This window comes from Parabacteroides sp. AT13, assembly GCF_002272965.1.
Lineage (GTDB): Bacteria > Bacteroidota > Bacteroidia > Bacteroidales > Tannerellaceae > Parabacteroides > Parabacteroides distasonis.
On the sequence record NZ_NQMH01000001.1, the window covers coordinates 2408241 to 2423143 of the forward strand.

The following is a 14903-nucleotide window of genomic DNA, read 5'->3' on the forward strand; positions in this document are numbered from 1 at the left end:
CCGATCGCTATGCTAACAATCTATAGGGCTTCCGCCGGGGCGGGCAAGACGCATAAGCTGACAGGGGAGTACCTGATGTTGCTCTTCTCCCAGCCGGGCGTTTACCGCCGGATCTTGGCCGTGACGTTTACGAATAAGGCGACGGATGAGATGAAAACCCGTATCGTTCAAGAACTTTATCACCTCGCTTCCGGCCGTGCGTCCGATTATATCCAGCTACTCTCTTCCGCCTATTCCTTGACGGAGCGGCAGGTGAGGGAGCAGGCCCGGAAGATTCTGGTCGCTATCCTGCACGATTACTCCGCTTTTAATATCAGTACGATCGACCGCTTTTTCCAGCAAACGATGCGTGCCTTTACCCGCGAGATCGGTTTGCAAGGCGGTTATGGCATCGAGATGGACCAAGAACTGGTCTTGACCGAGGCGATCGATAACCTGCTGGCCGATCTGGAGAAGCCGGAGAGCAAGGATTTGCTAGGTTGGCTGCTGCGTTTCGCCGAGGACAAGATCGAGGATGGAGGCGGCTGGAGTTTGCGGCAAGACATCATGTCGCTCAGCCGGGAGGTCTTTAAGGAGAGTTATAAGGCATTTAGCGAGGAAGTAGGTAAGGATATCGCGGATAAGCAGGCGCTCGATGCCTATAAGAATGAGCTATACGCCATTATCCGCTCCGTCGAGGCGGAGGCGAAACGTTTAGGAGAGGAGGGAGTGGCGTTGCTGAAACAGTTCGCCTTACAACCCTCGGATTTTAAGGGAGGAAGTCGTTCCCCGTTTTTCTATTTCGAGAAGCTGGCGAAAGGTGAGATGAAAGAGCCGACAGCCACGTTCCAAGCTTTGCCGGATAATCCGGATGCCTATACGACCAAGACGACTCCACCGGGTCTCCGGCAGATCATCGGGTGTGTATATGAGGAAGGGTTGAATGCCTGCGTAAAGAATATCGTATCCCTGTTCGCCAACCTGACGGCCTATAACACGGCCCGGGAGATCGTACGTTATTATTATACGTTAGGGATCTTAACCGATATCTCCCGGCAAATCGCCTCTTACCGGGAAGAAAAGAATGTCATGCTGATCGCCGATACGACCGAGTTGCTGAATAAGGTCATCAGCGGCAGTGACGCCCCCTTTATCTACGAGAAAACGGGTACGCACGTAGATCATTATATGATCGATGAGTTCCAAGATACCAGCGGCATGCAGTGGAATAACTTCCGCCCCTTGGTGGAGGAGAGTCTGGCGAATGGCCGGGCGAATCTGATCGTTGGCGACGTGAAACAAAGTATTTATCGTTTTCGTAACTCGGATTGGAAGCTATTGGACGAGCAAGTCCGCAGGGATTTCGAGGACGAGCAAGTCCGTGAGGAAACCCTGATGGATAATTGGCGAAGCTGCCGCCATATCGTGGAGTTTAATAACGCATTCTTCACCGCCGCTCCGGCGATCCTGCAGGATCTATATAATGAGGCGTTGAAAAACTCCTCATTAAGCGAGGAAGAGCGCACGGCCTTTTCTGCGAGGATCATGGCGGCCTACGACGATAGTTCCCAGCGTGTCCCCCCGCCCTTCCAGAAGAAGGATGGACATGTACGGATCGATTTCCTCTCCGGTGATGAGGATAAGGACTGGAAGCAGGAGGCGATGGAGCGATTGCCCGCTACCTTGGAGCGCTTGCAGGATAACGGTTACGCGCTAAAAGATATCGCCATACTCGTGCGTACCAATCAAGAAGGCGCTTTAGTGGCTGATACGTTGCTAGCCTATAAGGAAGAGCATCCGTCCGACCGATACAATTACGATATCATCTCCGATGATGCCCTGTTCGTGGGTAGTTCTCCGGCGGTCCGTTTCCTGATCGCCGTATTGCGCTATTTGCGAAATCCGGAGGACCGGACGAACAGGAAATTGGCGATGTATGCCTATCAAGTATTAACCGGAAAATTCGGGGAGAGCGAGGCGGATGAGTCTGTTTTCCAAAACCTTCAGTCTATTTCCCGGCAATCCTTGTACGAGGTAACCGAAGGGCTCTTCCGTAACTTCTCCGCTTACTTCCCGGAAACGGAACAGGTATTCGTGCAAGCTTTTCTGGATATGGTTTCCGAGTACGCCCAAAAAGAAAGCGCAGATTTGAACCGTTTCTTGAGATGGTGGGACGAGACCGGTTATCGAAAGACGATCGCTACCCCGGATGGGCAAAACGCTATCCGCATCTTGACCGTACATAAATCCAAGGGCTTAGGTTTTAAGGTCGTTATCATTCCTTTCGGGGACTGGGAGATCGACCATAAGCCGACAAAGCCCGTTATCCTTTGGTGCCACCCGGAGAAGAAGCCGTTTGACCGCCTGCACTTAGTTCCTGTCCGTTACGGACAGATCCTGAGTAGCACGATTTTCGCCAAGGATTATTTCAAGGAGCGCTTGCATGCTTTCATCGATAACTTGAACACCTTATACGTCGCTTTTACCCGTTCGAAAGAAGAACTGATCGTATTCTCCCCCCGTCCGAGGAAGATCAACAAGGAAGGTAAGGTTGAGAAGATAACTTCCATCGCCGATCTATTGTGGGCGGGGGTGGAGACGGATATCGAGGATGATACCTTTGAAAGGGGCGAATGGTGGCATCCAGCTTCGGGTAGAACGGCAGAAGATACCCTGGAGGAAATCCCCATGAGCCGCCTGTATTCCGTTTCCCCGGTTGATCGTTTACAATTACGCCTGCATGGGAAAGGATTCTTTTTCGATAATGCCAGGCGGAAGCACGGTACCTTGATGCATGAGGTATTGAGTCGGATACGTACGCCGAAAGATATTCCCGCTTCGGTCGAAAGTTATCGGTTAGCCGGGGTGATTAACCGGGAGGAAGCGGCGGAGTTGATCAGCCGTCTGGAAGAATTATTGCAAGCGGAGGAGGTAAAGGCTTGGTATGATGGTTCCGCCCGTGTCTTGAATGAAGTGGATATCCTGTTCGGTAAAGGCTTGTCTAAACGCCCGGACCGGGTGATAATAAAAGGAGGTAAGGTTATTGTCGTGGATTATAAATTTGGCGAACGGCAAGATAAGCGCCATCCTAATCAGGTAAGAAATTACCTGCAATTAATCCGTAAAATGGGTTTCGAGCGGGTCGATGGATACCTTTGGTACGTAGAGTTAGGTAAAATAGAGGCAGTGAATAAGTGATATATTTTTGATATTCGGTAAAAATGAATATTTTTGCAGATTCTTAGTATAAAACGATACAGTCAAAGAAGAATGAAAGTACATAAAGAAGGAACCGGTTTACTGCTTACGTTGTTTACAATATTATTTATTGTGAATATAACTTTGTACCATACGGTAGGTAAGGGTATGCTGTTTTATTCTGTCGCTTTTGTTTCTACCGTATTGTTCCTATTGGTATTAAACTTCTTCCGTAGTCCTTTCCGCCGGTTTCCTTATGATTCGGAAGGCTTGGTGATCGCTCCCGCCGACGGTACGATCGTTGCCATCGAGGAAGTGATGGAGAACGAGATCCTTCATAAGGAGTGCCTACAGATATCTATCTTTATGTCTATCTTCAACGTGCATGCTAATTGGTTTCCCGTAAACGGTACCGTTAAGCATGTTTCCCACCAGAACGGGCGTTTTATGGCGGCTTATCTGCCGAAGAGTAGTACGGAGAACGAACGTTCGGCGGTCGTGATTACCACGAGGAACGGGGTGGATGTCTTGGCTCGTCAGATTGCCGGGGCGATGGCACGCCGCATCGTTACGTATGCCAAGCCGGGAGAGAAATGTCATGTGGACGAGCAAATGGGGTTTATTAAATTCGGTTCTCGCGTGGATGTCTACCTGCCGGTAGGAACAGAGGTGTTAATAGAGATGGATCAAAAAGTAACAGGCAATCAAACGCCTATAGCCCGTTTGTCAAAATGAGTATAAGAAAACATATTCCTAATACAATTACGTGTCTAAGCCTTCTGTCCGGTTGTGTCGCCAGTGTTATGGCCTTGCACGGAAATCTTTTATCTGCGTTGATTTGGATTATTATAGCCGCGGTCTTTGATTTCTGCGATGGCTTTGCCGCTCGTTTATTGAAGGCTTACTCGCCGATGGGAAAGGAATTGGATTCCTTGTCGGATATGGTAAGTTTCGGCTTCGCTCCGGGCATGGTGGTCTATTGGTTGTTGGGAGAGGCTTCTACGGCTTTGCCTTTTGGCTCTTTGAATACGTATATCCCTTATCTGGCGTTCGTGATCCCTACGTTTTCAGGTTTGCGTTTGGCTAAGTTCAATATTGATGAACGGCAAACTACCTCGTTTATCGGCTTGCCGGTTCCGGCGCATGCTTTATTTTGGGCTTCGGTGGGATATTCTGTTTTACCGGTTGTCCATGCGAATGAAGGCTTGTTCGTGTTGGTGACTGTTATCTTGGCGTTTATTACCTCCTTGCTGTTGGTGTCTGAGATACCGATGTTCTCGCTGAAGGTGAAATCCTTAGCGTGGAAGGGTAATGAGCTTCGCTATATATTGATCGCTTGTGCCATTATTTTCGTGGCGTTATGGGGATTCTTGGGAATCTCTGGAACCATCCTGTTATATATAGTCTTGTCTATTTTTAACAAAAAGGGATAAACAAGAATTCTTATCTTTGTGTTTGTGATAGTAAAGAATCATTTAAGTATCGGATTATGTTTAAGTTTTTGTTTGTAATATTCTTTTTCTTTATCCTGTTGGTGTTTCTGATGGGTTTCTCCATCTTGCGTACCTTTAAGAACATCTTTTTTGGTAGCGGAAACAGCACTCGTAAGGGAGAACAACGTCGTCAAACAAATAGCAATACTTCCGGACATCGTTCTACGACTACTACCGCCCGGGACGATGATGATGATCGTACACCTTATGTGCACCGTAAGAAGATATTCGCCAAGGATGAAGGGGAGTATGTGGATTACGAGGAAGTTAAATAGAGCTTAGCGTCTTTGCTTAAAGAAACGCTGCATTTCTTCCGCGCACTCTTTTTCAAGGATACCTTTTTTGATAATCGCTTTCGGATGGAAGGCTTGAGGGGCGAATTTGGAGAAACCTCTTTTATCATCGGATGCCCCGTATACGATCGTGCTTAATTGTGCCCATCCGATCGCGCCGGCACACATTATGCAGGGTTCCACGGTTACGTATAGACTACAATTTGTCAGGTATTTCGCTCCTAAGACTCCGGCGGCGGCCGTAATCGCCAACATCTCGGCATGTGCGGTCACGTCGTTCAAGCATTCGGTTTGATTATGCGCCCTCGCTATGATCTGGTTGTTGCAGACGATAACAGCTCCTACGGGAACCTCACCCTCGGACGCTGCCGCACGAGCTTCCACCAACGCTTGCTTCATGAAATATTCGTCATTGAAAGGATTCATCTTCTCATCTCATTTTCGTTGAAAAGAGTCGGATAATCCTCCTCCAAGGTCTTGAGGATGTGAGAAAGGATCGTCTCTCGGTACCAACGGGACTTATTCTCGATCTTGTAGCGTGAAAGGTAACGTTTTACCGCTTTATGCTCTTCGTCATTCAGCATAAAGGTCACTTTGTGTACCCTCGGATGATTGGGGTGAGCCGATGAATATTTACGTTCTTCTTTCATACATTTGCAAATGTACGAGTGAATAGCCGAATAACAAAGAAAATGGCTATATTTGTGCAAATTAATGCGATGGCAAGACAGAACGATATGGGTCGGGAAGGTGAGTCTGAGGCTCGTGCCTATCTGGTAAAACATGGATATAACGTGTTGCATACCAATTGGCATTGGCATCATTATGAACTGGATATTATCGCTGTCAAGGAAGATGAGTTAATCGTGGTGGAGGTAAAGACACGCTCTGAGGATTTTTTGCTTTCACCGGAAGATGCGGTAGACACCAAGAAGATTCGGAGGATTGTCGCCGCTGCGGATGCCTATGTCCGTTATTTTAATATAGACTTACCAGTCCGTTTTGATATCGTGACATTGATCAAGAAAGAGACGGGTTTCCTGATCGACCATATCGAAGATGCTTTCTATGCTCCTTGCCGTTAAAAGATAAAAGTTATGAATATAGAAGAAGTACGTGAATACTGCCTTTCCTTGAAGAATACCATCGAGTGTTTCCCGTTCGATGAGGTATCGCTGGTCTTTAAGGTAGAGAATAAGATGTTCCTGCTGCTTCCTTTGGATGCGGAGGAGCCTCATGTCTCCTTGAAATGTAGTACGGATTATGTGGAAGAGTTACGGGAACATTATACGGCGGTTGAGCCAGCTTACCATTTTAATAAGAAATACTGGAATAGCATTTATCTGGACCGGGATATGGAAGACGAGGAGATTAAACGCTGGATCTTCCATTCTTACCGGGAAGTGATCGCTAAACTACCAAAAAATATAAGGGAAATTTATAATGATGAGCACTGATAATGAATCTCCCCGCATCTTGCGTGTGGCGGAAACCGCTTCTACGAATAGCTTGCTTCGTGAGTTGGTCATCAAGGAATCTCTTGCGGAAGGAAGTGTGGTCGTTGCCGATTTCCAGACAGCCGGACGTGGTCAGATCGGGAATACTTGGGAGTCTGAGGCGGGAAAGAACTTGATGTTTAGCTTAGTCCTGTACCCTACGTGCATCCCTGCGAACCGTCAGTTCTTGATTTCTCAAATAGCAGCTCTAAGCGTGAAGGAGGCGTTGGACTTATATGCGGATCATATCACCGTGAAGTGGCCGAACGATATTTACTGGAAAGACAAGAAGATTTGCGGAATGTTGATTGAGAACGACCTGTCGGGGCATAATCTGTATTGCTCCATCATCGGGATCGGCATAAACTTGAATCAAACGGTATTTCGAGGAGATGCTCCGAATCCTGTATCTTTGTTTCAAATAATCGGTAAGGAAGTAGATCGGGAAGAGGTTTTGCACCGTTTCCTCTCAATATTCTATCGCTATTATTTATCTCTTCTCCAAGAGGAACACGAGGATATTCGAGCTCGTTATCAATCCGCTTTGTATAGAAGAGAGGGGTATCATGGTTATAAGGATGAGTCCGGCGAGTTCGAGGCCTGTATCCATGATATAGAATCAACCGGGCATCTTTTGCTAGCATTACGGGATGGAAGCATTCGCCGTTATGCTTTTAAGGAAGTCTCTTATTGCAAATGACTTTTTGATCGGAGTGTTTTTTTACCACGTATTTTTATAATGTACACGTACATTGTAAAATGTGTGTAATAGTGTATATCTGTTGGAGGAATGAACCGAAGATAAGTATTGTGGTATTGGATAAGAGATGGTTTGTCTTTATAATCGGCGGTTTCGTAATGAATAGCCTATTTGATTGATAAGAAAGCGTATATGGTAACAAAAAAATAATAGGGAAGATTTGCACGAATCAAAGAAACGCGTACCTTTGCAATGATGAATAAAACCGATTGCCCTAAGTCCGTTTAAAAGGCAGGCAATCCAATAGAAGAGCTTATTACACTTTAGTATTAATATTAAATTATTTAATTATGAACAAAAAGTTTTCTACGCTTTTGTGCGCTAGCTTGCTTTTTTCTTCAGCATTTACAGCTCAGGCAGAGGATTTGAGCGGTGCTCTTAAGGGCGGTGATGCTACCGAAATGAGTGAGTTGGGTTCTACAACGCCGAAGGGAGTTTATCAATTAAGAACTTCTGATGGTAAAATTCTTACTGTAAATGATAAGGGTGAGTACAAATTGGTCACTTCTGCGAATTTGTCAGACGTGAAGTCTTCTTTGTGGTGTGTTCAGATCACTGAGGCACAAGACAGAGGACAACAACCTATCTATGACTTTGTGAACAAGGGACAGAGTGCAATGTTGGCGATTAATGTGCCCGATGGCATGAAAGTTGGTGAAACGACTGGTGCTCTTTCTGTTGGTGAATCTTATGGTGGATGGGCCTTCTCTTCTGTTTATAAGGAAAGCTTAGAAAGGAATCAAACATTATATACTTATCAAGAGGCAGATAATGTGTTGATTTTATTAGCGGAGGGCGATGGTATTAAGGCTAAGAAAATCAAAGCAAATGAGGCTGAGAATTATCAAGACGCATTGAAGTTCACGTTGTTCAACGCAGGTACATATGTGTTGAGTGCCGCTGAGATTAATGCTTATTTGAAAGAAAATAAGAATGTCTTGAAATTTAATCCGGACGCTAACGCAGATGTAAACCCGTTCTCTACAACAGCTTTTGTTGCTAAAGGTATTAACAGCGATACTGATCATAACTTCGTGTATGTAACGGATAAAGCAAAAGAAAATTCTTATTTGAAGGTAGATACTGCCGCTAATGGTGTAGGTACTCAATTCTTGAAGTTTGGTTGGACTGATGTCAAAGCTAAGGGTTCTGAGGATGCTTTAACGTCAGGTGAAATCGCTAACCAACACAAGTTCTTGTTTACTTACAGACCTTCTGGCGATAGCTTGTTCATTCAGGTTCAAGAGGCTCGTTATTTGCCGGAGAAGAGAACAGAGAATGACTATTGGAAGGATATGACTCCAATTAAGTACGGTACTGTATATCATGCGGTTACTTGCGAAGGAACAGATTCAGCTGATTCTTTGTTCGTTAAGTTGCAGAACTTTACTGTTGCGGATCGTATTGCTACAATTGGCAAAAAACCGATTAATACACACATTAGTTTTGGTGTAGACGGCTGTTTCACTAGCACGGACAAGACATCTGTAAACGATGGTGTTTATGTTATCAAGAACGCTAAGGGTGAAGTATTGGCTGCTCCTATCCATCTGAACGACAACGTTGCTGGCGAGGCTAATAATGATGTTCAATGGGTTAAATTGGATGCTCAAGATCCGAAGCATATGCCTGCTTATCAATGGGTTGTGTTGAAAACAATGCATTCTGATAAGGCTATCGAAACTTCTCCTGTTGTAATTACGAACCGTGAGTTCCCGCAATTTACAGCGACTGTTCAATTTACGAAGAATGAGAAAGGAGAGTTAGTTGGTAATGCATCTATAGATAATAAAGTCCTTTCTGCTGTTACATTTGACGCATTGGAAGAAAGTTTGATTAAGGATGCTAAGTTGGGTTATAAGTATATTTCAGATGCTGAGTTATCTGTAAACAAGTATAAATTTAACTACTTGAATCCGTTTACTCCGGATTATTGGATCGCAAACGGTGATGGCAAAGACTCTTTGCTTTATGTGAAGAAAGAGGCTAGCCGCTATGAGTTGGTTAAGGGTTCTACTGCTGCTTATGGTTATAAGGTTACTGATGAGGCTAAAAAATGGATCAAGGGCTTGGCTCAATTGGAGAGAACTAACTATGTAGTTAAGTTGGCTAACACCGATAAATATTTGCGTGAGGAGTCTGTTTATGGCCAGAAGTATGCTATGGGTGCTATCGCTACACCGGATACATTCTTCTTTAAGGAGAATAACCATGATGGAGCTAAGCATTTCTATGCTATTCTTAAATCTCATTATGTCGCTAATGAGGCTGGCTTTGACTATAAGTATGCTGCAAACATTGAAAATGTGGCTACTACTCATAAAGTAGGTATCGCAGATGATGGTAAAGAGGCAGGTTTGAAGGTTGAGCTTTTGAATGAGAAGAGAACTTCTTCTTTCTCAGTAGAACCAGACAATACTCCGTTGTATCGTCGTTTCAACAATGAATTGTTAGGTGAGAACGTAAATGATGCTTCTGATAGCTTGTATTTTGTTGAGTCTATCCGTAAAGAGTACTTAATGGATGAGAACAACACGAACTTGCAACATTCTACAGTAGACTACGCTGGTATCTGGAATAAAGATAAGGCTAATGGTAAATTGGCATTCCGTGTTGATACTGCATGGTTGAAACGTGGCGCAGGCGAGATCAAACCTCAATACCTGATTTCTGCATTCCAAGATGTAATCGCAGGTGAGAAGATCATTCCTTGTACAGAGGATGGCAAGCACATCAAACCCGATGGAACTCCGACAGATAATCCTTACGAATGTGTACACGCTGTTCATATTAAGACTCCGGCATTCGTTTATGGTAAGTATCTAGTTAACTTCTCTGATTCTGCCGCTACTTGTGAAGCTGACGTAAATCCGTTTATCTTCAATACGAAGGCTGTTTCTAACAGTAGCTATACTCGTGTAGGTTTTGTTCCTGCTGTTCAATATGGTGATACATTGTTAGTCTTGACTGGCAAGTATGCAAGCATGACGAAAGAGCAATTGAAGAACGAGGGTATCGAATCTATGATCGCTACTTATAAGAAAGAATATCCTTCATTTATCAATTACTTGAATGGTGATAACCATAAGAATGTAACTTGGTCATTCCGTTATGTAAATCCTGAGGCTGCTGCTGTAGCTTATGAGGATGGCAAGGAAGGCGAGAACAACGCATTCTTGATCGAGTCTAATGTATATGCTGCTGGTGAGAAATATCAGACAGTAAAAGGCAACAAGGATGAGGCTATCGCCCCTGAAAAGGCTGCCGCTTGGTTGAAGATGCACAATGGTTGCTTGGTATTGACAGATGTGAATGCTACATTCGACAACGCTAAGACTGGTGGTGACGGTGCATTGGTATTCAACGCATTCCAGAAGACTGAAAAAGAAGATATGGTAACTTCTAATGACGAAATCGCTACTGAAGGCGTATCCGTAGTAGCAGGTAACGGTACTGTAACTGTTCAAGGCGCTGCTGGTAAGTCTGTAGTTATCACTAACATCTTAGGTAAGGTTGTTGCTGAGACAGTTCTTACTTCAGACAACGCAACTATCGCTGTACCTGCTGGTATCGTAGCTGTAGCTGTTGAGGGTGAAGAGGCTGTTAAGACAATCGTTAAATAAGTAGAAAACTGATCGAATTTCCGTAAGGAAAGACACAGTTCATAAGATAGAGCTCCGTCGATGTACTTCGGCGGGGCTTTTGTGCGTTCCCCTACGAGTGTTTCATATTTAAATACAAAAACAAGGTATCTTAGTTTCATTGAGCAAGTATCCTAAGTTCATTGGCGAAGTATCTTAGGCGTATGGGGCGATGAAACTAAGATACTTTTCTCATGAGCACCTTGTGTGAGTATCGGTGTCGTCATATGCGACTACCGGCGTGGATTGTAAGGACTACTCGTGCAGGTTCTAGGCTCTACTGCCCTGTTATTCTTTCTTTTTGATAGATAAATGTCTATATGTGTGACATCCCTTTTCGGTGGAGAGCGTAAAATAGCAGAGGCTGGATGACTGTAAACGGCATTTTTCATTGAAAAAGCCCCCTTTTTGTACGTGATAAGTGGTGAAAGCCTATGCGATAGGTCGCGTTGGGCAACGCCGGTAGTGCCGATGGGCATCGTGAATAGTCAAGAATAGGGTTGTTGATACTTGTGGATGGGCATCATAACCTTGTTACGACCCAGTTCTAACCCCATAAACCCCCTCAAGCAACCCACTAAATATGAATTACAATGAATGAATTCCGCTAGAATGAAAGGCCGTTTTTCGATAAGACGCTGTCATGTAAATGATTGCTGAAATTTTTTCTCGTATTTGAGAATGAACTGTCCATCAGCCCGGAAAAATCGATTCTCCGGGACTTGATATTACAAATTGTCAAAATGGTAAACGTGGTTTAGCTATGGTTTCTCGTTAGTCATATTTATGGGATTCTTGATATGGTATATTGTTTATTCTGCTTATATTTGCGATATCATGGAAGAAAGGAAATGGTTTGAGGAGCTACCGGACTTATGTCCACCTTCGGATGCTATGGCGTGTAGTGGGGTGTTTTATAGAATTGCGGAAGGAAATCCTGTGAAATCATTGGATTTCTTCTTGCAAAGAAGATGGCATGATTAAAAAGACATTTGGTGTGGCTCATTATTCTTGGTGGCGATCTTATTGTTTTGATGTAAATAAGGCAAAGGTAATGATGTTATGACTAATTTGTTTTTAGATAGGATCCTAGAGTTTTATGATGTGCCTCAAATCCTTGTGGCTAAAGATTCTTTTGGTACGCAATACTTATGCCTGCTTTTCGATGATGGGGCTGGATGCAGGTATACGGGTATTAAGATTTCATCCTCTAGGCTGGATGATTATTGGGGAGGAAGGATCGATTTAAGGACTCTTTATCTGAATCCGGAGAATGACAATGAATATTTCAATGTGTCTTATAATGATAATCATTATGAGCTACAGTCTTTTGAGGGAAAGGCCTTGCCGGAGGAAAGGCTTCCGGAAAAGGGATATTTTCATGTGGAATCACGGTCTGAGATCTATACGATAAAGGTTCCTTCCTGCGATAAAAATATATTCCAAGACATTGCCCGAAGGATGGGATGGGTCTGTATGTAACTTAAAACTTCGTTATCATTTCCAAAAAAACACCTATATACCAGCCTTATAACCCCCTATTTGATTTATTCTGCTTATATTTGCGAGTTATCAACAGTTAGGGCGATTTATCAACAAAACAAGCATTGTTTTGATTGAACCCTGTTTGGTTCAGTTTTTAATGTTTAGTTTTGCCCTCGAATTAATTAGGTATAGTATGGGAAAGATTATCGCTTTAGCAAATCAGAAAGGTGGAGTCGGGAAGACAACCACCACGATTAATCTGGCTGCGTCATTGGCCGCTCTTGAGAAAAAGGTGCTGGTCGTAGACGCTGATCCGCAGGCGAATGCCTCATCCGGTCTGGGTGTGGACATACGTAATGTAGAACTTTCTATCTATGAATGTCTGGTGAACGGTGAGGACGCGAGCGGCGCTATCACACAGACTGAAGTGGAAGGACTGGATATCATCCCCTCTCATATCGATTTGGTGGGAGCGGAGATCGAGATGCTAAACTTGGAGAATCGTGAACGGATATTGAAGCAGATATTGACACCGCTGAAAGAGAAGTACGATTTTATCCTGATCGACTGCTCTCCTTCTTTGGGATTGATAACCGTGAATGCCTTGACAGCCGCCGATTCGGTGATCATCCCGGTACAATGCGAGTATTTCGCCTTGGAAGGTATCAGTAAGCTGTTGAACACGATCAAGATTATCAAATCAAAGCTGAACCCGGCACTGGAGATAGAGGGATTCCTCTTGACTATGTATGATTCCCGCCTGCGTTTGGCGAACCAGATTTATGAGGAAGTGAAACGTCCGTTCCGTGATTTGGTATTTACTACCGTGATCCAACGAAACGTGAAGTTGAGCGAGGCTTCCAGTTACGGTAAACCTGTCTTATTGTATGACGCGGATTCGAAAGGATCTATCAACCATATGCAGTTGGCACAGGAGATTGTTGAAAAAAATAAAGGATTATGGCAGCATTAAAAAGATCGGCGTTAGGCCGTGGATTAGACGCGTTAATTACGATGGATGACCTGAAGACAGGTGGTTCATCGTCTATTAGTGAGATCGAGTTAAGCAAGATCCAGCCTAATCCGGAACAACCTCGATCCATCTTTGAGGAAGAGACCTTGGAGGAGTTGGCTACCTCTATCCGCTCGTTAGGCGTGATACAGCCGATTACGTTGAAGGAAATCGGCCCCGAGCAATATATGATCATCTCTGGCGAACGCCGTTATCGTGCGTCGCTAAAAGCAGGTTTGGAGCGTATTCCCGCTTATATTAAGACGGCGGCCGACGAAAACGTGGTGGAGATGGCTTTGATAGAGAATATCCAACGAGAGGACTTGAACTCTATCGAAATCGCGTTAGCTTATCAAAAATTAATCGATAATTACGGCTTGACCCAAGAGGGGCTGAGCGAAAGGGTTGGAAAGAAACGTGCTACGATCGCTAATTACCTTCGTTTATTGAAACTTCCCGCCGAGATCCAAGTAGGATTGAAGGACAAGAAGATCGATATGGGACATGCCCGGGCATTGATCCCGGTGGATGATCCGGAGGTTCAATTAGCTTTATATGAGCAGATATTGGCTCAAGGACTCTCCGTTCGTAACGTGGAGGAGATGGTGCGTAATATAGCCGAGGGAATACAACCGGAATTGCCGGAAAAGAAAAAATCGGATCGTAAGCCGATACTTCCGGAAGAGTTTAAATTGCTGAAAGATCATTTGTCCCGTTACTTCAATACGAAAGTCCAGTTGACTTGCAATGAGAAGGGAAAAGGTAAAATTACGATTCCTTTCGCCACGGAAGAAGAGTTGGAGCAATTGATCGGGTTACTGGATAAATTGAAATGAGAAATCGAATCATACTCCTTTTGATCGGATTCATGTGCTATGCCGGGATGGGTAACGCACAGGAGGATAAGACGGAGAAAGCCGTTCCTGCTATAGTTTCCGATTCCGTGGAGGTAGCTGCCCCGGATTCTACCGTGCAAGCCGTCTTGATGGCGGCCGATTCGGTGGGTGTACCGGAAGTGAAGATGAAGCTGGCTTTTAAGCCGAATCCGACAAAAGCGGTCTTGTTCGCCTTGGTACCGGGTCTGGGACAGATCTATAACCGGAAATATTGGAAATTACCGATCGTTTACGGTGGCTTGATGGGATGTATGTATGCCGTGACTTGGAACAACAAGAACTATAAGGATTATTCGACGGCTTATAAGGATATCATGTATGATGCCGCTAAGAATCTGGAAAATCCGGATGCTTGGAGTAAAAGTTGGCAAGACTTGACTTCCATGGCTCCTGAGGATGCGATTAATAATTCAAATTTCAAGGATCAATTGAAAAGACAGAAGGATTATTTTCGTCGATATAGAGACTTGAGTATAATTATTACGGTCGGGGTGTATGCGTTGAGTATCGTGGATGCCTACGTGGATGCCCAGTTATTCGATTTTGATATATCACCGGATTTATCCTTGCATTTGGAGCCGGTTGTTAGTCCGAAGACGAGTGTCACGCCTCGTACTTACGGATTGAATTGCAGTCTAAAATTCTGATAT

The 14903-nt window shown here is 44.4% G+C and carries 14 protein-coding genes; 12 read left to right on the top strand and 2 right to left on the bottom strand.

Annotated elements, in window-relative coordinates:
- Positions 1-9 precede the first annotated feature (9 nt).
- The 4 genes from CI959_RS10050 to CI959_RS10065 all read left to right on the top strand — a co-directional run bounded on the left by CI959_RS10050 (position 10) and on the right by CI959_RS10065 (position 4945).
- A complete protein-coding gene (locus CI959_RS10050) occupies positions 10-3177 on the top strand; it encodes an exodeoxyribonuclease V subunit beta (protein WP_057316861.1) in 3168 nt (1055 codons plus the stop codon).
- Between the two features lie 72 nt (positions 3178-3249).
- On the top strand, positions 3250-3912 hold the full coding sequence (locus CI959_RS10055; protein WP_057316859.1) for a phosphatidylserine decarboxylase family protein: 663 nt from the start codon (positions 3250-3252) through the stop codon (positions 3910-3912).
- On the top strand, positions 3909-4610 hold the full coding sequence (locus CI959_RS10060; protein WP_005861239.1) for a phosphatidylcholine/phosphatidylserine synthase: 702 nt from the start codon (positions 3909-3911) through the stop codon (positions 4608-4610). The genes CI959_RS10055 and CI959_RS10060 overlap by 4 nt, the downstream gene beginning before the upstream one ends.
- A 56-nt stretch (positions 4611-4666) precedes the next feature.
- Positions 4667-4945 (top strand): DUF4834 family protein, encoded by a 279-nt coding sequence (locus CI959_RS10065; protein WP_005861240.1) that lies wholly within the window; start codon positions 4667-4669, stop codon positions 4943-4945.
- A gap of 3 nt (positions 4946-4948) precedes the next feature.
- On the opposite strand, the gene CI959_RS10070 is transcribed toward CI959_RS10065, so the two are convergent.
- Positions 4949-5389: a nucleoside deaminase gene (locus tag CI959_RS10070; protein ID WP_008780688.1), complete on the bottom strand. Its 441-nt coding sequence runs from the start codon at positions 5387-5389 to the stop codon at positions 4949-4951.
- Positions 5386-5613, bottom strand: a complete 228-nt coding sequence (locus tag CI959_RS10075; protein WP_005861242.1) for a hypothetical protein — start codon at positions 5611-5613, stop codon at positions 5386-5388. The genes CI959_RS10070 and CI959_RS10075 overlap by 4 nt, the downstream gene beginning before the upstream one ends.
- A 69-nt stretch (positions 5614-5682) precedes the next feature.
- On the opposite strand from CI959_RS10075, the gene CI959_RS10080 reads away from it, so the two are divergent.
- The 8 genes from CI959_RS10080 to CI959_RS10125 all read left to right on the top strand — a co-directional run bounded on the left by CI959_RS10080 (position 5683) and on the right by CI959_RS10125 (position 14900).
- A complete protein-coding gene (locus tag CI959_RS10080; RefSeq protein ID WP_008773876.1) occupies positions 5683-6048 on the top strand; it encodes a YraN family protein in 366 nt (121 codons plus the stop codon).
- Positions 6049-6060: 12 nt separating this feature from the next.
- Positions 6061-6420 (top strand): MmcQ/YjbR family DNA-binding protein, encoded by a 360-nt coding sequence (locus tag CI959_RS10085; protein ID WP_005861248.1) that lies wholly within the window; start codon positions 6061-6063, stop codon positions 6418-6420.
- Positions 6407-7159 carry a biotin--[acetyl-CoA-carboxylase] ligase gene (locus CI959_RS10090; RefSeq protein ID WP_008780689.1) on the top strand — a complete coding sequence of 251 codons (753 nt, stop codon included), beginning with the start codon at positions 6407-6409 and terminating at the stop codon, positions 7157-7159. The genes CI959_RS10085 and CI959_RS10090 overlap by 14 nt, the downstream gene beginning before the upstream one ends.
- Positions 7160-7509: 350 nt before the next feature.
- Complete coding sequence (locus CI959_RS10095; protein ID WP_057316856.1) at positions 7510-10842, top strand: DUF6383 domain-containing protein; 3333 nt, start codon at positions 7510-7512, stop codon at positions 10840-10842.
- 1080 nt (positions 10843-11922) lie between these two features.
- Positions 11923-12342, top strand: a complete 420-nt coding sequence (locus CI959_RS10110) for a DUF6575 domain-containing protein (RefSeq protein WP_057316852.1) — start codon at positions 11923-11925, stop codon at positions 12340-12342.
- Between the two features lie 196 nt (positions 12343-12538).
- Complete coding sequence (locus tag CI959_RS10115) at positions 12539-13318, top strand: ParA family protein (RefSeq protein WP_005861254.1); 780 nt, start codon at positions 12539-12541, stop codon at positions 13316-13318.
- Positions 13306-14193: a ParB/RepB/Spo0J family partition protein gene (locus CI959_RS10120; protein WP_005861256.1), complete on the top strand. Its 888-nt coding sequence runs from the start codon at positions 13306-13308 to the stop codon at positions 14191-14193. The genes CI959_RS10115 and CI959_RS10120 overlap by 13 nt, the downstream gene beginning before the upstream one ends.
- Positions 14190-14900 (top strand): DUF5683 domain-containing protein, encoded by a 711-nt coding sequence (locus tag CI959_RS10125; RefSeq protein ID WP_005866821.1) that lies wholly within the window; start codon positions 14190-14192, stop codon positions 14898-14900. The genes CI959_RS10120 and CI959_RS10125 overlap by 4 nt, the downstream gene beginning before the upstream one ends.
- Positions 14901-14903: the final 3 nt, after the last annotated feature.

Excerpts from the sequence above, each read along its gene's own strand:
- CI959_RS10090 (WP_008780689.1), top strand. The coding sequence starts at position 6,407 with ATGATGAGCACTGATAATGAATCTCCCCGCATCTTGCGTGTGGCGGAA.
- CI959_RS10095 (WP_057316856.1), top strand. The coding sequence starts at position 7,510 with ATGAACAAAAAGTTTTCTACGCTTTTGTGCGCTAGCTTGCTTTTTTCT.
- CI959_RS10050 (WP_057316861.1), top strand. The coding sequence starts at position 10 with ATGCTAACAATCTATAGGGCTTCCGCCGGGGCGGGCAAGACGCATAAG.
- CI959_RS10115 (WP_005861254.1), top strand. The coding sequence starts at position 12,539 with ATGGGAAAGATTATCGCTTTAGCAAATCAGAAAGGTGGAGTCGGGAAG.
- CI959_RS10060 (WP_005861239.1), top strand. The coding sequence starts at position 3,909 with ATGAGTATAAGAAAACATATTCCTAATACAATTACGTGTCTAAGCCTT.
- CI959_RS10110 (WP_057316852.1), top strand. The coding sequence starts at position 11,923 with ATGACTAATTTGTTTTTAGATAGGATCCTAGAGTTTTATGATGTGCCT.
- CI959_RS10065 (WP_005861240.1), top strand. The coding sequence starts at position 4,667 with ATGTTTAAGTTTTTGTTTGTAATATTCTTTTTCTTTATCCTGTTGGTG.
- CI959_RS10080 (WP_008773876.1), top strand. The coding sequence starts at position 5,683 with ATGGCAAGACAGAACGATATGGGTCGGGAAGGTGAGTCTGAGGCTCGT.
- CI959_RS10120 (WP_005861256.1), top strand. The coding sequence starts at position 13,306 with ATGGCAGCATTAAAAAGATCGGCGTTAGGCCGTGGATTAGACGCGTTA.
- CI959_RS10055 (WP_057316859.1), top strand. The coding sequence starts at position 3,250 with ATGAAAGTACATAAAGAAGGAACCGGTTTACTGCTTACGTTGTTTACA.
- CI959_RS10085 (WP_005861248.1), top strand. The coding sequence starts at position 6,061 with ATGAATATAGAAGAAGTACGTGAATACTGCCTTTCCTTGAAGAATACC.
- CI959_RS10070 (WP_008780688.1), bottom strand. The coding sequence starts at position 5,389 with ATGAATCCTTTCAATGACGAATATTTCATGAAGCAAGCGTTGGTGGAA.
- CI959_RS10075 (WP_005861242.1), bottom strand. The coding sequence starts at position 5,613 with ATGAAAGAAGAACGTAAATATTCATCGGCTCACCCCAATCATCCGAGG.
- CI959_RS10125 (WP_005866821.1), top strand. The coding sequence starts at position 14,190 with ATGAGAAATCGAATCATACTCCTTTTGATCGGATTCATGTGCTATGCC.